This is a genomic window from Vibrio sp. 10N.286.45.E10, from assembly GCF_002874195.2.
Classification (GTDB): Bacteria; Pseudomonadota; Gammaproteobacteria; order Enterobacterales; family Vibrionaceae; genus Vibrio; species Vibrio crassostreae.
This window is the reverse complement of sequence record NZ_MCWD02000001.1, coordinates 1,803,787-1,826,435: the sequence shown is the minus strand read 5'-3', so window position 1 is coordinate 1,826,435 and position 22,649 is coordinate 1,803,787. Positions and strand designations below refer to the sequence as shown.

At 44.6% G+C, this 22,649-nt stretch carries 21 protein-coding genes; 10 read left to right on the top strand and 11 right to left on the bottom strand.

Annotation, left to right across the window (positions count from 1 at the left end; all coding sequences use genetic code 11):
- Positions 1-42: 42 nt before the first annotated feature.
- Entirely contained in the window at positions 43-1,341 is a 1,299-nt protein-coding gene (locus tag BCU34_RS08080) for a sensor histidine kinase (RefSeq protein ID WP_102480527.1), read from the bottom strand.
- Positions 1,338-2,015: a response regulator transcription factor gene (locus tag BCU34_RS08075; protein WP_102480528.1), complete on the bottom strand. Its 678-nt coding sequence runs from the start codon at positions 2,013-2,015 to the stop codon at positions 1,338-1,340. Before BCU34_RS08075 ends, BCU34_RS08080 begins: the two co-directional genes overlap by 4 nt.
- Positions 2,016-2,140: 125 nt before the next feature.
- Here BCU34_RS08075 and BCU34_RS08070 point away from each other — a divergent pair, with 125 nt between their 5' ends.
- Genes BCU34_RS08070 through BCU34_RS08060 form a run of 3 tightly spaced genes read left to right on the top strand, consistent with a single transcriptional unit; the run spans position 2,141 to position 5,101 of the window.
- Complete coding sequence (locus BCU34_RS08070; RefSeq protein ID WP_048659621.1) at positions 2,141-3,160, top strand: glycosyltransferase family 2 protein; 1,020 nt, start codon at positions 2,141-2,143, stop codon at positions 3,158-3,160.
- Positions 3,157-4,650, top strand: coding sequence for an ArnT family glycosyltransferase (locus tag BCU34_RS08065; RefSeq protein ID WP_102480529.1), 1,494 nt, complete (start codon positions 3,157-3,159; stop codon positions 4,648-4,650). The genes BCU34_RS08070 and BCU34_RS08065 overlap by 4 nt, the downstream gene beginning before the upstream one ends.
- The gene (locus BCU34_RS08060) at positions 4,637-5,101 is read left to right on the top strand and encodes a GtrA family protein (protein ID WP_102480530.1); all 465 of its coding nucleotides are present in this window, start codon (positions 4,637-4,639) and stop codon (positions 5,099-5,101) included. Before BCU34_RS08065 ends, BCU34_RS08060 begins: the two co-directional genes overlap by 14 nt.
- A 102-nt stretch (positions 5,102-5,203) precedes the next feature.
- Here BCU34_RS08060 and BCU34_RS08055 read toward each other — a convergent pair whose 3' ends face one another.
- Complete coding sequence (locus tag BCU34_RS08055) at positions 5,204-7,513, bottom strand: YgiQ family radical SAM protein (protein WP_055319766.1); 2,310 nt, start codon at positions 7,511-7,513, stop codon at positions 5,204-5,206.
- 330 nt (positions 7,514-7,843) lie between these two features.
- On the opposite strand from BCU34_RS08055, the gene BCU34_RS08050 reads away from it, so the two are divergent.
- On the top strand, positions 7,844-8,524 hold the full coding sequence (locus tag BCU34_RS08050; protein ID WP_048659617.1) for a hypothetical protein: 681 nt from the start codon (positions 7,844-7,846) through the stop codon (positions 8,522-8,524).
- 113 nt (positions 8,525-8,637) lie between these two features.
- Positions 8,638-8,838, top strand: a complete 201-nt coding sequence (locus BCU34_RS08045) for a DUF4250 domain-containing protein (RefSeq protein ID WP_102480531.1) — start codon at positions 8,638-8,640, stop codon at positions 8,836-8,838.
- Between the two features lie 219 nt (positions 8,839-9,057).
- On the opposite strand, the gene BCU34_RS08040 is transcribed toward BCU34_RS08045, so the two are convergent.
- Positions 9,058-9,969 carry a LysR substrate-binding domain-containing protein gene (locus BCU34_RS08040; RefSeq protein WP_102480533.1) on the bottom strand — a complete coding sequence of 304 codons (912 nt, stop codon included), beginning with the start codon at positions 9,967-9,969 and terminating at the stop codon, positions 9,058-9,060.
- A gap of 279 nt (positions 9,970-10,248) precedes the next feature.
- On the opposite strand from BCU34_RS08040, the gene metE reads away from it, so the two are divergent.
- Positions 10,249-12,597 (top strand): 5-methyltetrahydropteroyltriglutamate--homocysteine S-methyltransferase, encoded by a 2,349-nt coding sequence (gene metE, locus BCU34_RS08035; protein ID WP_102480534.1) that lies wholly within the window; start codon positions 10,249-10,251, stop codon positions 12,595-12,597.
- Positions 12,598-12,705: 108 nt separating this feature from the next.
- On the opposite strand, the gene BCU34_RS08030 is transcribed toward metE, so the two are convergent.
- From BCU34_RS08030 to BCU34_RS08005, 6 genes are all read right to left on the bottom strand, one after another.
- A complete protein-coding gene (locus BCU34_RS08030) occupies positions 12,706-13,104 on the bottom strand; it encodes a GspS/AspS pilotin family protein (protein WP_029225239.1) in 399 nt (132 codons plus the stop codon).
- Position 13,105: 1 nt separating this feature from the next.
- Positions 13,106-13,402, bottom strand: coding sequence for a YciI family protein (locus BCU34_RS08025; protein WP_004736512.1), 297 nt, complete (start codon positions 13,400-13,402; stop codon positions 13,106-13,108).
- A gap of 194 nt (positions 13,403-13,596) precedes the next feature.
- Complete coding sequence (gene yciA, locus BCU34_RS08020; RefSeq protein ID WP_017061510.1) at positions 13,597-13,995, bottom strand: acyl-CoA thioester hydrolase YciA; 399 nt, start codon at positions 13,993-13,995, stop codon at positions 13,597-13,599.
- A gap of 195 nt (positions 13,996-14,190) precedes the next feature.
- Positions 14,191-14,757 carry a septation protein A gene (locus tag BCU34_RS08015; RefSeq protein WP_102480535.1) on the bottom strand — a complete coding sequence of 189 codons (567 nt, stop codon included), beginning with the start codon at positions 14,755-14,757 and terminating at the stop codon, positions 14,191-14,193.
- 133 nt (positions 14,758-14,890) lie between these two features.
- Entirely contained in the window at positions 14,891-15,139 is a 249-nt protein-coding gene (locus tag BCU34_RS08010) for a hypothetical protein (protein WP_017069991.1), read from the bottom strand.
- Between the two features lie 287 nt (positions 15,140-15,426).
- A complete protein-coding gene (locus BCU34_RS08005; protein WP_048664708.1) occupies positions 15,427-16,314 on the bottom strand; it encodes a LysR substrate-binding domain-containing protein in 888 nt (295 codons plus the stop codon).
- A 181-nt stretch (positions 16,315-16,495) separates the two neighbouring features.
- Here BCU34_RS08005 and hisC point away from each other — a divergent pair, with 181 nt between their 5' ends.
- Complete coding sequence (gene hisC / locus BCU34_RS08000; RefSeq protein WP_102480536.1) at positions 16,496-17,638, top strand: histidinol-phosphate transaminase; 1,143 nt, start codon at positions 16,496-16,498, stop codon at positions 17,636-17,638.
- Positions 17,639-17,648: 10 nt separating this feature from the next.
- A complete protein-coding gene (locus BCU34_RS07995) occupies positions 17,649-18,422 on the top strand; it encodes an ABC transporter substrate-binding protein (RefSeq protein WP_017085617.1) in 774 nt (257 codons plus the stop codon).
- 143 nt (positions 18,423-18,565) lie between these two features.
- Here BCU34_RS07995 and BCU34_RS07990 read toward each other — a convergent pair whose 3' ends face one another.
- On the bottom strand, positions 18,566-19,885 hold the full coding sequence (locus BCU34_RS07990; protein ID WP_308812637.1) for a dicarboxylate/amino acid:cation symporter: 1,320 nt from the start codon (positions 19,883-19,885) through the stop codon (positions 18,566-18,568).
- A 410-nt stretch (positions 19,886-20,295) separates the two neighbouring features.
- Here BCU34_RS07990 and BCU34_RS07985 point away from each other — a divergent pair, with 410 nt between their 5' ends.
- Together BCU34_RS07985 and BCU34_RS07980 are read left to right on the top strand one after the other, a co-directional pair.
- Positions 20,296-21,702, top strand: a complete 1,407-nt coding sequence (locus BCU34_RS07985) for an NfeD family protein (RefSeq protein WP_102480538.1) — start codon at positions 20,296-20,298, stop codon at positions 21,700-21,702.
- Between the two features lie 82 nt (positions 21,703-21,784).
- Complete coding sequence (locus tag BCU34_RS07980) at positions 21,785-22,582, top strand: slipin family protein (protein ID WP_048664711.1); 798 nt, start codon at positions 21,785-21,787, stop codon at positions 22,580-22,582.
- The last annotated feature ends 67 nt before the right edge of the window (positions 22,583-22,649 follow it).

Here is a 22,649-nt window from a genome sequence, read left to right as displayed (position 1 = left end):
GGACGGACGAGTATCTAGTAGCCAGAGGCGGCTGTAAACCAACTAAATCAAGTTTTCGTTCGATATTGACTCGGATGAATCGGCTTGAAAGGTGATCTTGGCTGTGCATCCACTGCAGCTGCGATTGAACAATTCAAAGTCCCAATGAAAACGCTGACACAAGTCATCGACAATCAACAAACCTAGCCCATGTCCATTCGGGTTGTATTGCTCCTGCAGGCCTTCGCCTTGATCTTCAATAATAAGACTGTCTTGAGAAAGGGTGATAGTTACTGTACCGCTATTAGTTGCTGCAATCGCGTTTCTTAACAAGTTACCGACCAACATATTCATGATCGCGCTGGTGGCTTGAATGGTTGGTTCTGATTGAACTTGTAAGGTTATCGCGACTTCCTTCTCGTCAGCCTGCAACGAATTTTTAGAAACGATAGTCTCTAGCTCTTGCTGGCTGAATAAACGTAGAGGTGCATCGTCACTGTTTCTTTCATAGCGAACGAGACCAAGCAGTGCATCGACCATTTCAGACATTTGAACAATGGCTTCATCAATACGTTCAACCTGACGAGATTGAAATTCGGTAGTATCACTACGAAGTAATAGCTTATTAGCACCACGTGCAACCGTTAATGGTGTTCTCAATTCATGGCTTGCGTAGCGTGCAAAGGCTTGTTCTCGCTTGATTAGTGAGTTGATTTCTCGACGATATTGATTGAGTTGATCGGTCAGTTGACGGAATTCAATCGCAGCATCGTCACTCACTCCAAATTCCTCGTTGAGGTTGAGTTTGTTCGACTCAAGCTGGGCAGAGAGAGAGTTGAATGGTTCAATGAGACGTTTCGATAATCGATAAAGTAGCGAACCAAAGCCAAAAATTAGGATAGAAAGCAACGTGAGTATAAACATTGTCGCGTACACTGATTCTGTTTGATCCAGTTCGATAAGGTCTATCTCAGACAGTAGAATAATAGGATAGGTTTTTCCTTGGTCTGAATATTCCCCTACATAAACCATACGTGAATTCGGCTCTTGACCCACTTCGCCAAGGAAGTTTTCTCTGCCTTTTATAAATTTAAAGTATTCTTCCGGTATGAGGGTAGGGTCGTTATAGGCAGTGGTCAGCTCATCTATTCTTAGTTCGCCCCTCTCACCAGCTTGAAATAGACTGACGGCGTAATTGCGGTCAATCAGGATTCGTCTTTCGCCGACGCGGTCTTCAGACAAAAACAGTGCGGATATAAAGACTACATAGACAAATGCCGTCACAATCACCGCCATTAAGCCAAAGAAAAGCGCTAAACGGCCTGTTAGGGTCTTAGTGCTGGTGAGAACATTGAGAATCAATTGTAAGACTCCAGGCGGAATCCAACCTTAGGAACCGTAATTAACATCTGAGTGTCAAAAGGCTTGTCGAGTTGATTACGTAACTGATAAATGTGACTGCGCAACACATCATTGTTGGGCTCGTTTTCTTCCCATAACTTGTAGGAAATAGCTTCACGAGTGACTACTTCAGGTGCGCTTTGGCACAGCATCTCAAGTATGGTGTAAGTGGTTGGATTGAGCGCTAGTAGTTTATCTTGGCGGTAAGCTTTACGGGTTTTTTGGTCGATGGTGAGTTCATCGAACTGAAGTTTTGAAGAGGCGACTTTTCCGCGGTAACGACGGACTAACGCGTTCATTCTTGCTTCTAGAATATCCAAATCAAAAGGCTTGGTGAGGTAATCATCGGCACCGTGTTCAAAGCCTTTCAGCATATCTTCTCGGCTATCTAAGGCGGTCAGCATCAAAATAGGTGTCGCGTTACCTTGGTCTCGCAGTTTATTACAAACCGTTAGGCCGTCCATTCTCGGTAACATTAGATCCAATATGATGATATCAAATGAGTTTTCCAACGCGAGTTGTAGGCCAAGTTCACCGTTGTCTGCGTAATCGAGTTCCATGCCAATACACTCAAAATAATCAAACAAGACACCTGCAATTTCACGGTTATCTTCGACTAATAGAACTCGTTTCATTTTGATTCTCATACAGAAATAGACAGTAACATTATCCTGAGTGAGCGTGAAAAATATGTCAATAACATAACTTTCACTTATGGGAGGGTAGATTGGCTTCAGATTAAAAAATAGAAGAACGTATTATGTCTGAACTTCATATTAGCCGCCCTAAGATATCTACATCGCAGATCAATCCTGCGGTCTCTTTGTCTATCATTGTGCCTTTTTACGATGAACAAGAGGTATTGGAAGAGTTCCACTCTCGCCTTACCAAGGTGCTTGATAGCTTACCGATCACGAGTGAGATTGTTTATGTCGACGATGGCAGCAAAGACAACAGCTTGGACTTGGTGAGTTCATTCACTTCAATCAACAGCTCAATCTCGGTGATTGGTTTAAGCCGTAACTTTGGTAAAGAGTCAGCCATGAGTGCTGGCCTTGAGCATTGCCGAGGACAAGCGGTGATCTTGTTAGACGCAGACCTGCAAGATCCGCCAGAGCTGATCCCACAAATGGTTGCCAAGTGGCGCGAAGGCTATGACGTTGTGAATATGCAGCGCAGCCAGCGTGATGGTGAAACGTGGTTTAAGAAGTTTTCAGCGGCGAGCTTTTACAAAGTCATGAATGTGGCTGCGAAAATCGATGTTCCTGAAAATGTCGGTGATTTCAGACTGTTGAGCCGTGAAGTCGTCGACCATATCAATCAACTTCCTGAACGTAATCGCTACATGAAAGGTATTTTCTCATGGCCGGGTTTTAGGCAAGCAACGATTCAGTTTAAGCGCGACGCGCGCTTTTGTGGTGAGACTAAGTGGAACTACTTGAAGCTGGTTGGCTTGGCGATGGATGGCATCACTTCATTCTCTATCCGCCCACTGCGTATTGCGACGGCCGTTGGTGGCTTAGTGGCACTTACTGCTTTCGTGTATGGCGTCTTCATCGTGTTCAAAACCATGATGTTTGGTGAGCCCATCACGGGCTATCCGTCAATGATGGTCGTACAGCTTGCCCTTGGCGGTATCCAACTGTTGTGTATTGGTTTAATGGGAGAGTACATAGGTCGTATTTTCATTGAAACCAAGAATCGTCCTTTGTATCTGATCCAATCGGTGGTCGATACACCGGCATTAAAAACACATTTTAAATTAGAGGAGTCAGCATGAGCCGGAACCTGAACCGAACGCACCTATGGTACTTGTTGGCTTTTGCATTGGTTTTAAGGCTTTTATCTTTGGCAACCTATCCATTAATGGATACCACAGAAGCGCGCTATGGCGAAATGGCACGTCTGATGGTGGAAACTGGGAATTGGTTAACGCCTCAGTTTGATTACGGTATTCCTTTCTGGGGTAAGCCACCGTTGTTTACATGGATGAGCGCTGCCGGTATTGAGTTGTTCGGCCTGAGTGAGTTTGCCGTTCGCGCACCACATTGGTTAGCGGGTGTAGCAACGATTTTGTTGACCTCTTACATGGCGAAACGAACAGGGCAAAGTGCGTTGGTTGCCGCGGTAGTGTTGGCGACATGTGGTATTTTCTCTATTGCGGCAGGTGCTGTGATGACAGACATCGCGTTAACCTTAGCGATGACTATTGCCATGCTGGGTTTCTACCTATGTTGGCTAGGAGGAGATGCGGGGAAGGGTGAAGGGAGTGCGAAGACTAATCGATCTTGGGGTTACGTTGGTTTCATTGGTTTAGCACTAGGCTTGCTGGCAAAAGGGCCGGTAGCGATTGTCATCATGGGTATCGCAGTTTTCCCTTGGTTGGTATTACAACACGGCTTCTTTGGTGCTTTCAAAGCGCTTTGGCAACGTTTCCCATTGTTGTCTGGTTTAGGTGTGATGTTAGCGATTGCTCTACCTTGGTACATCATGGCTGAAATGGCAACGCCGGGCTTCATCGACTACTTTATTGTTGGCGAACACTTTAAGCGTTTTGTTGTGAGTGGCTGGGAAGGTGATCTGTACGGTTCTGCTCACGACCAAGCACGAGGTATGATCTGGGTGTTCTGGATTCAAGCCGCTGCGCCTTGGTCAATTGTTTTGCCTATATTAGCGTTTGTCCGCCGTAAGAAAATTGCAGAAATTAACACTGAGAATAGTGGGCTGTTTTCATTTCTTGTCTGTTGGTTGATTTCACCTCTGATTCTTTTCACTATGGCGGGCAATATTCTCCCAGCTTACGTCCTACCAGGTATTCCGGCTCTTGGCTTGTTGATTGCTATACTCGTAGTGGAAAAAGATAATAAGTGGTTCTCGAGCGTGGCTTTGGTTCTGCCTGTGTTGCTAATGATTGCGATGGTCTACCTGAATCTCGGCAAGGCGAACGAGAAAAGTGACCGTATTATTTTCGAACAGATTACGGATTCTTCGCCAAGCTTTTACGTGGGTAAACGACCATTCTCTGGGCAATTTTACAGTCATGGTCAAGCGAAAAGACTTCTCGATATCGAGCAGATAGAGGGCATTGATAAGTTCTATCTGATTGGTAAAAGATCTGAAGTGGAAACCAAGATTAAAGACAACGCGTTAACTTGTATTTTGGAACCAACGGTGAAAATAAAGCGTGCTTTGTTCAGCTGTCATAGCCAAAACATCAAACCAAATTTGTCGTTGAGCCACATTCGAAGTGAAAGTGATGTTCAGCATTAACTTAGGGCTGCAAATGTTCAATAATAAGCTTCAGGCACACAGTCAAAAGCTCCAATCCCATCACAGGATGGTTCGATTTGCTGTGGTTGGTGCTGGTGGATTTGTTGTTGATTGTGCGGTATTTGCCTTTCTGCATTACATTGCTGGTTTGCCTTTAATGACGGCGAGAATTGGTTCGTTCATTGCTGCTGCAACGACAACGTGGTTTGGTAATCGCGTGCTGACTTTTGGATTCAAAGGTCAGGGGAGTTGGTCCGAAAAGTTGATCCAGTGGCAGAAATTCATGTTTTCCGCATCGATATCGGCGATTCCTAATTTGTTGTGCTTTAAGTTGATGACGGAACTGTTGCCTGCATTTACTGGGGCCGTGTTTATCGCAATGGCGGTTGGTATCTTAGTGGGTATGGTCACCAACTATTTGTTTAGTCAGTATTGGGTATTTACTCGTTAGACAACTCAGTGAGATTTTTGATGAGTTGGCAAAAACAAAAAAGCGCAGCTAAATAGCTGCGCTTTGTGTTTTTACGATAACAGAATAAATTGGCTTGCGATATTAGCGTTGTGCTGCGCGCTGGCGGTTCTTGCCGTTACTTGCAGGTTTGCCACCTTGACCATTACCGCCTTTATTGCGGTTTGGTTTGCCGTTTCCGCTGCCATTACCTTGTGATTGCTGACTACCAGGACCTTTCTTAATGAAGCCTGTCGCTGGTTTACGACCGTTACCGTTGTTACTACCACCAGCGTTTTGCTTTCCGTTACCTTGGTTAGCATTGCCTTGGCTACCGTTACCAGTAGGCTTCTTGCCACCAGATTTAGAGTGATTACGTGGCTTCTCGCCGCCTAAACCCGGTTGAGATTTGCTGTGTTTAGTCGCAAAACGTTGTGAACCGTGACGACCAGACTTACGACGTTGTGCTGGCGTTTGAGCATCAAAGTCTTCTGCTGGTACTAGGCAGTTTACTTTGTCGCCGATCAAGTGCTGTTTGCCCATACTGATCAGCGCTTCACGGATGATCTTCCAGTTTTCAGGATCGTGGTAACGTAGCAGTGCTTTATGGAGACGACGTTGACGATCACCTTTAGGTACAGGAACATCTTCACGCTTCTTATATTTCACGCGTTTCAGAGGGTTGGTCTCTGAGTAGTACATCGATGTTGCATTACACATTGGCGATGGGTAGAAGTTCTGTACTTGGTCACATTCGTAGTTATGCTTTTTCAGCCACATTGCAAGGTTAAGCATATCTTCGTCTTCTGTGCCCGGATGAGCAGAGATGAAGTAAGGAATCAGGTACTGTTTCTTACCGGCTTCAGCGCTGTACTTCTCGAACATCTCTTTGAAACGATCGTAAGTGCCCATGCCCGGTTTCATCATCAGGTCCAACGGGCCTTTTTCAGTATGCTCTGGAGCAATCTTCAAGTAACCACCAACGTGGTGAGTCACAAGCTCACGAACGTATTCTGGAGACTCAATCGCTAGGTCGTAACGAACACCAGAAGCAATCATGATCTTCTTAACGCCCGGTACTTTTCTTGCTGAGCGGTACAGGTCGATGGTGTGTTGATGGTCTGTGTTTAGCTTTTCACAGATTTTCGGGAACACACATGATGGACGACGGCAGTTAATTTCTGCTTTTGGATCTGAACAACCTAAACGGTACATGTTCGCCGTTGGACCACCTAAGTCAGAAATAGTACCGGTAAAGCCCGGTACTTTATCTTTAATGTCTTCGATCTCATCCAAGATAGATTCTTTCGAACGGTTTTGAATGATACGACCTTCGTGCTCTGTGATTGAACAGAAAGAACAACCACCAAAACAACCACGCATGATATTAACCGAGGTTTTGATCATGTCGTATGCTGGGATTTTCGCTTTACCGTACATCGGGTGAGGAACACGCTTGTAAGCAAGGCCAAACACGTAATCCATCTCTTCTGTAGTCAGTGGAATTGGCGCTTGGTTAACCCAGAGCTCACGATCACCGTGACGTTGAATCAGAGCACGACCCGAGTACGGGTTTGTCTCAAGGTGTAGAATACGGCTAGCGTGAGCGTAAAGAATACGGTCATTGTTTAGCTTTTCGTAACCTGGGATACGAACTGCTGTAGTTTTTGCATCGTGACGAGAAGGGCGAATAGTAATAGGCTGCGCTTTTACTTCTTCTTTTTCGTCTTTCTTGGTATCACACTGGGTTTCAACTTCGTATGGGTTAACGGGAACATACGCTTTGTTCGGCTTTTCGATACGAGAAGAGTCAATGATTTTGAAGCCTTCAGGCGCTGCTGGAAGATTGATAGCAGTACCGCGGATATTGGTTAGCGTAGACATGTCTTCGCCGTCGGCAATGCGATGTGCCACTTCAACCAGTGCACGTTCAGCGTTACCAAAAAGAAGAATGTCGGCTTTTGCATCAAACAATACAGAGCGACGAACTTTATCCGACCAGTAGTCGTAGTGAGCAACACGACGCAAGCTCGCTTCAATACCACCAAGAACGATTGGCGTGCCTTTGTAAGCTTCACGACAGCGTTGAGAATAAACCAGAGTTGCACGGTCAGGACGCTTGCCACCTTCATTGTTTGGTGTGTAAGCATCATCGTGACGTAATTTGCGATCAGAGGTGTAGCGGTTGATCATGGAGTCCATGTTACCCGCTGTGATGCCGAAAAATAGGTTAGGTTTACCTAGCTTCATGAAGGCATCTTTATTGTCCCACTTTGGTTGAGCAATAATGCCTACGCGGAAACCTTGAGCTTCAAGCAGACGGCCGATGATAGCCATACCAAAGCTCGGGTGATCGACATACGCATCACCAGTTACAATAATAATGTCACAGCTATCCCATCCAAGAGCATCCATCTCCTTTCTACTGGTAGGCAAAAAGGGTGCAGTTCCGTAGCACTCGGCCCAGTATTTTTTGTGTTCGTGAATAGGAGTGATATCGCTGTACATATTTCAACCTCTGATTTTTGAGGCGGGAATTATAGCGGCATGAGACTAGACTAGCCAGTAGAACATGCCCCTGTTAGTTCTGGTGTCTTTCGCTATATCGCTTTTAAAAGCATCAAAAGAGCCATACAACAGCATAGTTGAAGCCTTGAATAACGTCGCTAATTTGTGATTTTGATTAGTGTTCGCAGCAGTTTTTGATATTATTCGCGAAAATAAGTCTGAAGAAGTAGATCCACAATGGTCGAAACGTTATTAGTACAATTTGCTCCGATGCTTTTAGGAGCCCAACTGATCTTAACCCTCATCTTGGTGAAAGGGGATATTTGCCCGGGACAACGTGGCCGTATTCACAAGATGTTACCTGCAATTGGCGTGCTTTGGCTGGCGGTTGCCTCAGTAAAAATTGAAGCCTTTCTGGTCGTGTTCGCAATTTTTTATTTCTATTCTCAAGTTCAAACTAAGAAGACTCGTGATTCTGGCCCTATCTGGGTTATGTATTTGGCGTGTGGTTTGGCGTTATCTTACGTTGCTATTCAAGCGACGGAGCAAGCAACCACAGTCGGCATCATTACGACTCTGCTGTTGGTCGTATTGTTAGGTGCTGCGTTTGGTCATTTACTGCTGACGATCGCAAGAACGCGTTTGCAAGCTTTCCACCGTGTTTTGCCAGTGGTGGGTGTATTGGCGGGTATGTTGGTGGTACTGGCAACAGTCGTGAATGTTTACTCACTCTCTGAAGCTCAGTTAGAGCCAGTAATTTCCACGTTACTATTTAGCTTCGCTTTGTTGATCTCTTCTATCGTGGTGTGGTGTTGGCATCTACTGTTCGTTAAGACACCTGAAAAGCTTCAACTTACGGTTTCATTGTTGATGTTATTAGCGGCTGCTGTTGGTTTAACGCCAGTTTGGGCATTGTAACTTCGGGCATTGTAACCACGTATATGATTTAAGAAGTGTGATCTGTTTTTTAGCGTGACCTTGGTAAGCGTTCTAAACTTAACTCTAGTCAGTGTGTTCGTAAGGAGTACGAGATGGATTTAAGCAACGTCAAAAGCCTGGATAGCATTATCTTGCTGGGAATAGTGAACGAAAAACTGCGCTTAGAGTGCGACAGTTTTGAAGAGCTGATCAGTATGTATGAAATGGATATAGAAAGTGTTGTAGGTAAGCTTGATATGCTTGGCTATCAATACGATCCATTAACTAACCAGTTTAAGTCTTATCCAAGATAAGCAGCAAACTGGCGCATCGTGAGTCAGCTATCGATTGTGAGCCAGTTATCGAGAATGAACTAGTTATCGAGAGTGAGCCAGTATCGTGAATGAACAAGTACCGCCATCGTCGGTACAAAAGCTGAAAGAAGAAAGTCACAGATAATCTGTGACTTTTTTGTTTCTGGCGCATGCCTATCTGGTTCAACGCTGGCATAAACTAACCCAACAACGCGCCTCTTAAACGACTTCAATGCCATCTAGGTGACTCTTACTTTGCTGTCTTGCCGTGCTAAAGAAAGCTTGTAGGTAACGTTTGTCTTTTTCTGAGTTTCTTACCGCTGCGAATAACCTTCTTGAAAGCCCTTTGCCTAATGGTTTGCTGGCAATGAGTCCTTGCCTTGAAAATTCACTGATCGCCCAGTTTGGTAATGCTGCGACCCCTAAGCCGGCTGATACCATTTGCACCAACATTAATGTGTTGTCTGCCTGTTTCCATTTCTTTGGTTCAACGCCTGCGGGTTGCAAAAAGTGTTTTACAACATCGAGACGCTGCTTTTGAACCGGATAAGAGAGCATCGTAATATCACTAAGATCTTGCGGCTCAATACTCGACTTTTCGGCTAAAGGAGAGTTGATCGCCGTGATCAAGCGCATCTCAAAATCGAAAAGCGGTTCATAGTGAACTTCAGAACGCGGTTGAATATCAGAGGTGATCACCAAATCTAACTCACCTGCCATCAATGCCGGTAGAGGCTCAAACCCGAACCCTGACGAGAAATCTAGCGTCACGCTTGGCCAAGCAACTTGGTATTCCTTCAAAGCGGGCATTAGCCATTGGAAGCATGAGTGACACTCGATCGCCATGTGCAATCGGCCATTCACATCCTCTTTTAGGCTCGCCAACTCATTCTCTGCTTTAGCAATCCTTGGCTGTATCTCATCCGCGAGCTTAAGCAAGATCTCACCCTCAGAGGTAAATTTCACTGGCCTAGTTTTTCGTAGGAAAAGCTGACCGCCAATACGCGCTTCAAGGTCTTTTAATTGATGAGAAAGCGCTGACTGAGTCAGGTGAAGAGAGGTCGCAGTGGCTGTTAACGATCCGCTGTCTCTCAAGGTGGTCAATGTTCGAAGGTGTTTAAGCTCTATCATGAGTATTCCTCATATTCCCTAAGCCAATTCAATATTTCTTAATAATCACCCTACGGTGTTTTTGATCTTTTGTAAACGTCTAGATGTCCAGATGGATTTAAACTGTTCATCTTTGGATGATTCAAGATGAATATTATTAATAAACAAGATGAATATTTGGACGTTGTCCATAGATCGGATTAAGGCGATAGTTTAGCCATCCAGACGCCTTTGTGGGAAAGTAAAATCATCAAAGGCAGTCTGACCGGAAATTAAAATTATCGAATAAGGAACAGACTCATGACGACAACAACGCATATTCTTGGCTACCCACGCATTGGTGAAAAACGCGAACTTAAATTCACGCTCGAGAAATACTGGCGCGGTGAAATCGATCAATTTGAGCTCAAGCAACTCGGCAGCGAATTAAGAAATCGTAACTGGAATGTACAAGCTGATGCGAATCTAAGCTTTGCAACTGCGGGTGACTTCGCATGGTACGACCATGTCCTAACTACGACTCTACTTCTAGGTCATGTGCCAAAACGTCATGCTGGTGGAGCAGAAGATGAAAAAGCCTTCCCAGATCTGGATACCTTGTTTCGTGTTGGTCGTGGGCAGTCTCAAGTTCAGTCTACCTGTTGCGGTGGTACGCATACGTCTAATGATGGCACTAAAGACAGTTCGGCGGCTTCTGATATGACTAAGTGGTTCAACACCAACTACCACTATATTGTTCCTGAATTCAGTAAAGACGACTCATTCGAAGTGAGCTGGCCGCAGCTGTTTGACGAAGTGAACGAAGCGATAAAAGCAGGACACAAAGTTAAGCCTGTACTTCTCGGCCCGCTGTCTTACTTATATCTAGGTAAAGAAGTGGAAGAGGGCTTTGATCGCTTAACTCTGTTGCCTCGCCTTCTTACTGCCTATCAAGCGATTTTGGCTAAACTTGCCAAGCTGGGTGTTGAGTGGGTGCAAATCGATGAACCTATCCTTTCTCTGGAACTTGAAAAGCAGTGGGCTGATTCATTCAAACTGGCTTATCAAGTGATTCAAGGCGATGTGAAACTATTGCTGACTACTTACTTTGATTCTGTGACTGATACGTTAGGCAAGATCGTGGAACTGCCCGTCAACGGCTTACACATCGACTTGGCTGCCGCACCGCAGCAACTCGATGAGGTGGTGAATAAGTTACCGGAAGATTGGGTACTTTCTGCGGGTGCAATCAATGGACGCAATGTTTGGCGAGCAGACTTAGCTTCTCAGCTTGAGTTACTGCAACCTGTGAAAGAAAAGCTAGGCGATAAACTATGGGTCGCAAGTTCATGTTCACTGCTGCATAGCCCGGTTGACCTTGAGTTAGAAGAGACGCTTAGCGAAGAAGTGAAGAGTTGGTTTGCCTTTGCAAAACAGAAAGTGACCGAGGTGAGCTTATTAGGTGCAGCGTTAGATGGCGATCAAAATGCCATTTTGGCGTGTGAGACTTACAGCCAACCTATCGTTGCACGTAAGAGCGCGACTCATGTGAATAAGCCGCAAGTTCAAGCTCGACTCAATACCATTACTAAAGCACTAGCAGAGCGCAGTGCTCCATACGCAGAACGCGCAGCGCATCAGTCTGAAGTTCTCGGCTTACCGCTGTTACCAACCACAACCATTGGTTCATTCCCACAGACCGGTGAAATTCGTGTTCAACGTAGCGCCTACCGAACCGGTCAATTGAGTGAAGCGGAATACACCACCGCACTAAAAGGTCACATTGCGGATGCAGTCAAACGTCAAGAAGCACTCGATTTGGATGTGCTTGTGCACGGTGAAGCCGAGCGCAATGACATGGTGGAATACTTTGCAGAAAACCTAGCCGGCTTCCAAACCACCAAATTTGGTTGGGTACAAAGCTATGGTTCTCGCTGCGTAAAACCTGCGATTGTGGTTGCGGATATCGAACGTGAAAAACCAATGACGGTAGAATGGTCGACCTATGCCCAATCTCTGACTTCAAAGCAGATGAAAGGCATGCTTACAGGGCCTGTTACTATCTTGTGTTGGACATTCCCACGTGAAGACATCTCACGCAAAGAGATCACTAACCAACTGGCGTTTGCACTGCGTGATGAGGTGTCGGATTTACAAGACGCTGGCATCAACATCATTCAAATTGATGAACCTGCCATTCGTGAAGGTTTGCCACTGAAAAAGCGTGACCACGCAGAATATCTAGAGTGGGCGGTCGATGCCTTTAAGATCTCAGCGGCGAGTGCCAAACCAGAAACTCAGATCCATACCCATATGTGTTACAGCGAGTTCAACGAGATCATTGATTCAGTGGCGGCGCTAGACGCCGACGTGATTACCATTGAGACTTCTCGTTCGAACATGGAGCTACTGAAAGCGTTTGAAGAGTTTAACTACCCGAATGCGATTGGACCGGGTGTTTATGACATTCACTCACCAAACATTCCGTCAGAAGAGTGGATTGTTGATTTACTTAAGAAAGCGGCAGAGAAAATTCCAGCAGAACGTTTGTGGGCAAACCCTGATTGCGGATTAAAGACTCGTAACTGGGCAGAGACAGAAGCGGCACTCACTAACTTAGTTTCGGCGACGAAGACACTGCGTAAAGAGTGGGAATCAGCTGAGGTATAATTCAGTCTAAGATTTTGATTGATCCGTTAATCCACGATGAACCACAACAAAGGCCTCGCATTTGCGAGGCCTTCTGGTTTTATACTTGTTCGAATTTCGAGCTAGAAACTAGCTGCTACTTTGACACGTCTCTTTACTGATCAGCTTCTCAACGATCAGTTGTCCGCGAGTGTTGCGAATCTTGATGTTGTAAGCCAAGCCCATGTCGAGGTTTGCTCTTACTTCAGAGTTGGTGCAGTAGCTATTCACACTCATGTCTACAACTTGGTTTAAAGGTTTAGCACCTTTTGCATCTTGGTTGTAGATCATCATGATTTCGATAACCGTGTTCTTTGCCAGCACGCGCATGACCGATAGCGGGCCATACTCAATCGGCAAGCCTGCGGATAAAACGCCAGCGCGATGTTGCGCCATCATTTCTAGCTGTCTTTGTTTGTCTTGTTCACTTGATGAGCTACAGCCTGCAAGCAGAACAGCAGCCAGTGAGCCGATAATCCATTTTTTCACGTTAAAATACTTTCTTGAATGGTTTAACAATCACATTTTGGTACACACCAGCAGCAATGTACGGGTCTGCGTCTGCCCATGCCTGCGCATCGTCTAAAGAATTAAATTCAGCAATCACAGTAGAGCCTGTGAAGCCCGCTTCACCAGGGTTATCTGAATCAATCGCTGGCATTGGACCTGCTGTCAAAAGGCGGCCTTCATCGTGAAGTGTTTGTAGGCGTTCTAGATGTTGTGGGCGAACACTTAGGCGTTTTTCTAATGAATTTTCGACGTCTTGAGAAAAAATCACGTACCACATATTGAGATATCCTTATTTTACTTCACTAAATTGAGGGCGTTTAAATTCGCTATCTTGCTAATTTACGCGAACTAATGGGTATTGGAAGAGCTAATGATAAGAAATTGTGAAATGGTGCGGCAGAGTGAGAAGGTCTTTAGCATTTTTAATCGAAACGAATAAAGACCTTAAAGTGCGATAGGGTCGTCGAAGGACTATTTGTTGATTGGGCGAGGTTTACCGCTTTCATCTACAGCAACGTAGTTGAATGTCGCGCCACATACCTTGTAACGATCGCCGATGCCGTGATCAAGTACCGGCTTAACCCATACTTCTAGGTCGATATTCATCGAGCTACGACCAATCTTGGTGCAGTCACCATAAACACATACCACATCACCCACTGAAACTGGTTGTTTGAACTCGATACTCGATACTGAAACCGTGACTATCTTGCCGTTAGAGATCTCTTTCGCCAGTATCCCGCCAGCAAGGTCGAGCTGAGACATTATCCAACCACCGAAAATCTGGCCTGCTGCATTGGTATCAGAAGGCATCGCCAAAGTGCGAAGAAGTAAAGAACCAATCGGGTTCAAAGTTGATTGAATAGTCATTGTTGTACTCTTAATGGTATTGATTGTTTTAAATTTAAATAGATGTGTTTGCGGGGCTCGCGGTGGTCGTATTTTTAACGTATTCACCGAACACAAACAATCAGTGGCCAATGATCACGAGTATCATTGGCCACTGTTAAATAGCATATTGATAATAATTGTATCAAAAAGGGGATGAGGACTCATCCCTTAGGGTTACTTCTCGTCGGTATTTTTATCCGTTAACTCTTTGTGCTGGTCTTTTGGTAAATGTTTATAGATATAAACACCAGTGAGCAAGGTGAAGAGTAAGGTAGCGATGAGCAGACCAAACACTTTGAAGTTTACCCAAACATCCAAGGGTAGGCTGAAAGCAACGTAAACGTTGAGAATGGCACATAGAGTAAAGAACAAAGTCCAAGCCCAGTTGATCTTGCTCCATACCGCTTCAGGAAGTGAAATCTCTTTGCCCAACATTCCTTTAATAGCTGACTTGCCCATGATGTGACTGACTGTCAGGCCGATAGCAAACAGCGCGTAAACGATGGTCACTTTCCACTTAATGAAGTTGTCGTCGTGCAAGAAGATGGTCATGCCGCCAAATACGGCAACCATCAGAAACGTGATGATCTGCATTTTTTCTACTTTCTTGTAGATGAAATACGTCAAAACAATTTGAACTGCAGATGCAACGATCAAAGCACCAGTCGCTGTATAGATGTCATACATCTTATACAGCGCAAAGAAAATAATGAGAGGAATGAAATCAAGGATTTGCTTCATGAGACACTGACTATCCAGTTAGTTGAGTTGCAGACAGTCTAACGAAAACTGTCTCGATGCTAAATAGCCCGAGACAATTGGGTGCCATTTAATTCCATCTAACCCTTCATCGTGTTTAACGAGTTTAGACCGGTTATCGCATTGACGAGGTTTGGTAGCGAGGTATCAGCTTCTTGATGTCTTCAAGATAACCTTCGCTTTTCAAACTGTCTAAGGTGTTTTCGAGTTCTTGTTCACTCATGGCAAAACATGTCGATTTACCGGTCGTTAAGTCGAGATACTCATGATATTCACGTTCTGTGAAGTGGCCAATTCTGTCCATTAATAAGGTTTTAATTCCATGGTGAATTAAGCCGTAATACGTATGTCTTTGTAAGGTCATAGCCTATCCTCCGTGACAAGCTGCAGTTCAAATGATGCAACCTGCTGTATATTGGTTGGGTTATCTATGACAAAGCAATTCGAATGCCATTTTTTCCAATTGAACAGAACCACTTTCCTACCAAATAGAATTGAATTTCTTTTCAATTAGTTAAAGGAACGTAAGTTCTATTCTCTAAACACCAATACGGAGCTGACGAAAAATAGTTTTATTTTGAGAATGGTAAAATTCTCATTATGACGATCTACTGAAGCTTTAAGGCTCCTGAATTGGCAATTTGATAACCGTTAATCGACTAGCCAATCGACTAAGGTTGATAGCGAGGCATTCTGACGGTTCTTGGGTTGTAATAGGAAGTAACCATTTCCAGAGAAGACACTGCCTTCACTCACTTTCACCAATCTGCCCAAATCAATATCTTGCTTAGCAAGCGTGATGTCACCGATTGCTATACCAAAGCCCTGAATCGCGGCATTCATCGCTTGGTCGAGTGTCGCGAATTGTTGGTTGTTCTTGCTTGAAAGGTCATGGCTTCCTATGTGCTCTAACCATAGTCGCCAGTCACTCTGCTCATTGTTAGCGTGCAACCAAGTGTACTGAGCAAGCTTGTGTGGCTTGATGACAGTTGAAGTGCTATCTATCAGGTGACTTGGAACAATACTCTGTGTTTGGCAGACAGGAGCTAGTTGCTCGTTGAACAGTAGTTGGCTAACAATTGAGTGTTGGCTTGGTTTCTTGCCATAAGTAATCACCGCATCGAAGGGATCAAAGCTTGGCTCAAAAACGTGCTTGATGGTCGAAGTGAGCTCGACATCAATATCAGGATAGGCCTGTTGAAATGACATCAACTTGGGTAAGAGCCAAGAGGTAATACAACTCGGAGCATTGAGTTTGATCTTAGAGGGAGAGCTAGCCACTTGATTCAGAGCCGATTGCAGTTGATGAATCGTTCCTTGTATCAAGGGAACCAGCTCTTCTCCTTTCGGCGTTAAAGACAATCCTCGAGCATGGCGATAGAAGAGGTCGCAGCCAAGGCTTTCTTCAAACGAGAGTACCTGACGACTCACTGCACCTTGCGTGACATTGAGCTCATGTGCCGCGCGCGTAAAGTTAAGGTGCCTTGCCGTCGATAAAAATGCGAGTAAGGTTTTGGTTGAAGGAAGTGTGCTATTCATATCTTTACCTATGACTTTTTATCATGGCTATTATGTGATTATTTCGATTCATTTATCAATAGTGTTCTGTTTGAATGTAAATACTTAATCATCATTTGTGATTCAATATGTGTATAAGTCGTATTTATTGAATATGAAGGCAGTGGTGAAGACATTGTGATTTTGTGAAAGGGATAGCTTCTTGACATCTTTTATCGATAGTTTAGTACCTCAGGCTGTAAAAAAATTAATACCTTATCAATCAGCAAGAAGAATTGGTGGTGATGGACGAGTCTGGCTAAACGCCAATGAATTGGAAAGCTCGTTGTTTCCAGGAGAAGCAAGCCACAATAGATACCCAGATTTTTTACCGCAAGATATTGCCAAAGCTTATCAAGCGTATTGCGGAACTGATGTTGCAACGGTTGCCGTTCGTGGCGCCGATGAAGCGATAGATTTACTGATCAGAACATTCTGTAAGCCAGCGAGTGACAATATACTTATTTGTTCACCAACGTATGCAATGTATGAGTTTTGCGCCGATGCATTAGCGATTAATACCTTGGATTCTCCATTGCAGGAAGACTTCAGCCTTAACGTCACTGATATTGTGAACAAAGCGAAGTTGGCTAATATCGTGTTTCTTTGCTCACCAAATAACCCAACGGGCAATGTGATTCCTAAATCGGATTTGATTCAGGTACTGGAAGGCACGATTGGAAAGTCTCTAGTGGTAGTCGATGAAGCGTATATCGAGTTTGAACCACAAACGTCAGCGGTGAGCCTTATTGAGCGTTATTCGCATCTGGTAGTGATTCGCACCTTGTCTAAGGCTTTTGGACTGGCTGCGGTTCGTTGTGGCTTTATCTTAGCGAGTCAAAATGTGATGCAGTATGTCGCGAAGCTGATTCCACCTTATCCGATGCCGGATTGCTCATCGAAAATCGTGTTAGACGCATTGTCTGATGAGCGAGTCTCAGTGATGCAAGACGCCACACAAAAGCTGGTCGAACTACGTAATTGGTTTGCTTGTGAGTTAACGCAGTTTGATTTCATCGAGTCTGTTTACCCTTCATCGACGAACTTTATTTTGCTGCGTCAAAAACCTGGGCATCAAGTGTTCAGTGTATTGGCGAAGGATGGCATTGTGACAAGGAATCAAAACCATGAACCTGCTTTGCGTAACTGTGTTCGAATCAGTATTGGTAGCCAAGAGAGCATGTTAGAAGTGATAACGTCACTAACACGTTACCAAACCGAATTAGAAAAGAATCAACAAGGCAAACAAATTCAACAATCTCAACATAAAGAAACTCAATCTCAACTCGATAAAGATCATATCTAGGATGGCAATGATGAAAAAGATAATACTAGGACTCGCTTGTGCGGCCGCTTTACTTGGTACAACGGTACAGGCGAAAGAAATCCGTTTGGCGTCAGACTTTACCTATCCGCCATTCAACTACAAAAATAGTGATGGTGTGCCTGTCGGGTTTGATATTGAGATAGCTGATGCCTTGTGTGAACAAGCCAAACTCGATTGTACTTGGGTTTCACAAAGTTGGGACTCGTTGATTCCAAGTTTATTGGCAAGAAAGTCAGATGTGATTATGGCTTCAATGCGTATTACCGAAGAGCGTAAGCGTAAGATCTTGTTTACTGATAAGTACTACCAAACACCAGCCGTATTTGTTGCTGCTAAAAGCGCGGAATTCAGCGTCGATGAGGCCGGCTTAGCGGGCAAAACCATCGGTGTTCAACAAGGCACTATCCACGACCGTTACGTAACAGATAAGTTTGGTGATGTGGCAAACATTAAACGTTATACCGGGCAAGATGAAGTGTATCTGGATCTGCAAAATGGCCGTCTAGATCTTACCTTCGGCAATTCCGATCAACTGTCGCTCGCTTTTTTAGATAAGAAAGAAGGTGAGGGTTTTGAATTTAAAGGTAAAGCAGTAACCGACAAAGCCTACATTGGCGAAGGTACGGCGTTAGCACTAAGAAAGCAGGATTCAAAACTGGCGAAACAATTCAATGCCGCGATTGAAGAGATCAGAGCCAACGGTACTTACGACAAGATCGCCGCTAAGTACTTCACGTTTGATATTTATGGTGCTGATTTGTAATTCGTCTAACGCCTAAAAACTAGAACACTAAAAACAAAAATCCGAGGGCTGTGAAGCTCTCGGATTTTTTCGTTTATGTCAGCGGTATCAATTCAATCAATAATCAGTAATCAATAATCAACCATCAATTTAGCGTTTAGTCTTTACGCTTGTTGCTTTTGTAGCTCAGCTTCTTGTTCTTCGTCTTTGATTAGAGAATCAACGATTACTGCACATGCTGCATCACCAGTGATGTTCAGAGCAGTACGAATCATGTCGAAGATACGGTCTAGAGCGAACAACAGAGGTAGACCTTCGATAGGGATACCAGCTGCTAGAAGAACCGCAACCACTAGGAAAGAAGGACCTGGAACACCTGCTTGACCAACTGCGCCTAGCGTAGAGGTTACGATGATAGCAACGTAAGCACCCATAGACAGGTCGATGTTGAACAGCTGTGCAAAGAAGATAGCAACTAGGCCGTAGTAAATTGCATTACCAGACATGTTGATCGTCGCACCAAGTGGTAGAACGAATGAAGCCGTAGAGTTACGAACGCCAAGTTCTTTCTCTACCGTTTCCATTGTTACTGGCAGTGTCGCCATTGAAGAGGCTGTTGATAGTGCAACCGCTTGAGGCTTCTTCATTGCCACTAGGAACTTCTTAGCTGAAGTCTTAGTGAAGATCTGAATCATCAGTGGGTAAGCAACAAAACCGAAGATCAGGATCGCAGCGATGTAAACAACGAACAGTTTGAACACAACCATAAGTGCGCCAAAACCGAATGTACCAACTGCTTCTGCCATTAGGCCGAATACGCCAAGTGGTGCAATGATCATAACCTTGTTGATCATCCAAACCATAGCGTCAACAATCGCGTTTACGCCATTGATGATAGGATCACGTTTTTCTTTCGCTTGTTTAGAAATCGCAATACCGAAGAATAAGCAGAAAACGAGAATTTGCAGAATGTTTGCTTCATTCAATGATTGGAAAACGTTGGTAGGGATCATGCCAGTGATGGTTGCCCAGAACGTTGGAAGTTCGCCTTTCGCAGCGTATTCAGAAGAGAACATGCCTTCTACGCCAGAAACATCGATACCACGACCCGGTTCGAATACTTCACCCATTACTAGCGCTAGCGCTACAGCAAGTGCAGACGTTAGTGCAAAGTAACCCAATGTAGTTACGCCGACTTTACCTGCAGATGAACTGTTACCTAGGCCTGCAGCACCTGAAATTAGTGCAACTGCGACTAGTGGAATTACCAGCATCTTGATCAAATTGATGAAGATCGCGCCCAGTGGAGCGAACATTGTCGCGCTGTCACCCATCATCGCACCGACTGCGGTACCGACGATCATTGCAATAACGACTTGAACGCCGATGTTGCTTAGTAAACTCTTTTCTTTTAACACTTCCATAACCTCTGTGCTACTAAATATAAAAATCCCAGAACTACTCACCAATGTACGATGTACCATTGGATTAATATTTCGCGACGAGTTTTACACGTATCCTTTACATTTATCAATATGAGCTGAGGTGAAAGTCCTTTAAAAAGAGGTGTTCCGATCTCATTTGGCGTTTTTTTATACCAGGGCAAACGTTTGCTTTGGTTTTTCGTGGTTCGGTTATTTATGAGATTTATAAAAGTGTTTTTCTTGATCGCTTTGTGAATGGATTGTGGTCTGCGCCGCACACTTACATTTGTTAACATTTAATCCATATTTCAGTGTTTTTTCTATACAGGCTAATCTGACTGAAAATGATAAAGCTTGTTGTGCGAAACTAAGCCTGAACTATGCTTAAGGTATCTATTTATTACCAAGATGTTACCTCTACGCTTTAAATAAAACGTCTATCTAGCATCTCAGTTGTAAGGAGTGGGGCTATGACTTTTATATTAAAGTACTTGTTTGCGTTTCTTCTGTTATTCAGCTCTACATACGTTCAGGCCGATGATGTCTGGGTGATTGAGGTGAACGGAGGGATAGGTCCGGCGACCAGTGATTACCTCACTAGAGAAATAGAACAAGCTCACGATGAGCAAGCAAAGCTCATTATTTTGAAAATGAACACGCCTGGCGGGTTAGATTCGTCGATGCGTGACATTATTCGATCCATCACCACGTCACCGATTCCAGTAGCTACTTGGGTTGGGCCAGCAGGTTCTCGAGCAGCGAGCGCCGGAACCTATATTTTACTTGCTAGCCATATCGCCTCTATGGCGCCCGGAACCAATTTAGGCGCAGCCACGCCAGTGTCTCTTGGCGGTGGCAAAGCGCCGACTAATCCTTTATCGCCTCAAGATGATGCCAATAAAGATGACAACACATCAGCGAGTGAGCAAGACGCAACGAAACAAGAGAACTCAGAACAAGTAAAAGCCACCACTGCGATGGAGAAGAAAGTCATCAATGATGCTGCTGCCTACATTGTTAGCTTGGCCAAATTGCACAACCGTAACGAAGAATGGGCAGAAAAAGCGGTAAGAGAAGCGGCGAGTTTGGACTCAGAGAATGCACTGACACTTAACGTGATCGATTTTGTTGCTAGTGACCTTCAGCAATTGGTTGAACTAAGCAACGGACGCACCATCACCATTAACGGTATCAATCAGGAAATCCAACTTAGTGATGTGGCTTTTGTCGAGCGTGAACAAGACTGGCGCTTTAGTTTGCTTTCGGTGATTACGAATCCAAATGTCGCTTACATCCTCATGCTCATCGGTATCTATGGTTTGTTGCTGGAGTTTTATAACCCAGGGGTCGGCTTACCGGGTGTATTGGGCGGTATCTGTCTGTTATTGGCGATGTACTCGTTACAAATGCTGCCTGTGAGTTACGCGGGTCTTGCTTTGATCTTGTTGGGTATAGCTTTAATGGTTGCGGAAGCCTTTAGTCCGAGCTTTGGTATTTTCGGTTTGGGTGGCGTTGCTGCATTTACATTGGGCTCAATCATGCTGATGGACACTGAAGTACCGGGTTACCAAATCGCATTGCCGTTAATTATCGGAATCAGTTTGTTCTCTGTAGCGTTTATTGTCGTAACAATATCAATGCTAGTCCGAGTCAGAAATAAGCCAGTGACGACTGGGATGGAAGCGGTGGTTGGCGAGACGGGTAAAGTTGTAAGCGGTTTTCCTGGCGCGGGTCGAGTGCTGGTTGAAGGTGAAATCTGGCAAGCTAAATGCGTCAATGAACTGAAAGCAGGACAGAGTATCAGAGTCACCAAGCTCACCGGGCTTTCTTTGGATGTTGAAGCGCTGCCCGATGAGACACCATCGAAGTCTGGTTAGCACGGGCTGTTAGCGCGGAATGCTAGGACAAACTTGATTGAATTATTTATTGCTTAACCATCGTTACCATTAGGGGGCGGTTATGTTTATACACACTATAGGTATTGTTATCGTGCTTGTTATCTTGTTGATAGCTAGTATGTTCAGAGTTCTGCGCGAGTACGAGCGTGCAGTAGTGTTCTTCTTAGGGCGCTTTTACGGTGTGAAAGGGCCAGGGTTAATTATCATCATTCCCTTCATTCAACAAATCGTGCGAGTCGACTTGCGAACCATCGTTTTAGATGTACCAACACAAGATTTGATCACCAGAGATAATGTGTCGGTTAAGGTTAACGCTGTGGTCTATTTCCGAGTGCTTGATCCTAAGATGGCAATCAACAACGTGGAGAACTATCTCGAAGCCACTAGCCAACTCTCACAAACCACGTTGCGGTCTGTTCTAGGTCAGCATGAATTGGATGAGCTGTTGTCTGAGCGAGAAGAGCTCAACAGAGATTTACAATCAATTCTTGATCAGCACACCGATAACTGGGGGATTAAGATTGCCAATGTCGAGATTAAGCATGTTGATCTTGATGACAGTATGGTGCGAGCTCTTGCGAAACAAGCAGAGGCAGAGCGTTCTCGTCGAGCTAAGGTGATACATGCAACAGGTGAGCTAGAGGCATCCACTAAGCTAAGAGAAGCCGCAGAAGTGCTGAACAAAGCGCCTAACGCCATTCAGTTACGTTATATGCAGACATTAACCGAGGTCGCGAATGAACGCACCACGACCATCGTATTCCCAATGCCTGTCGACTTAGTGGATAAAATCACTGATCCCATTAAAGCGACACTCAATGAGGCTGCGATTAAGAAGGCGATGAAAGTTGATGATTAGTGAGTTTTTCTGACGACAATAAAAAAGGCACCACATCTGTGGTGCCTTTTAGAATCTACAGTCGTGT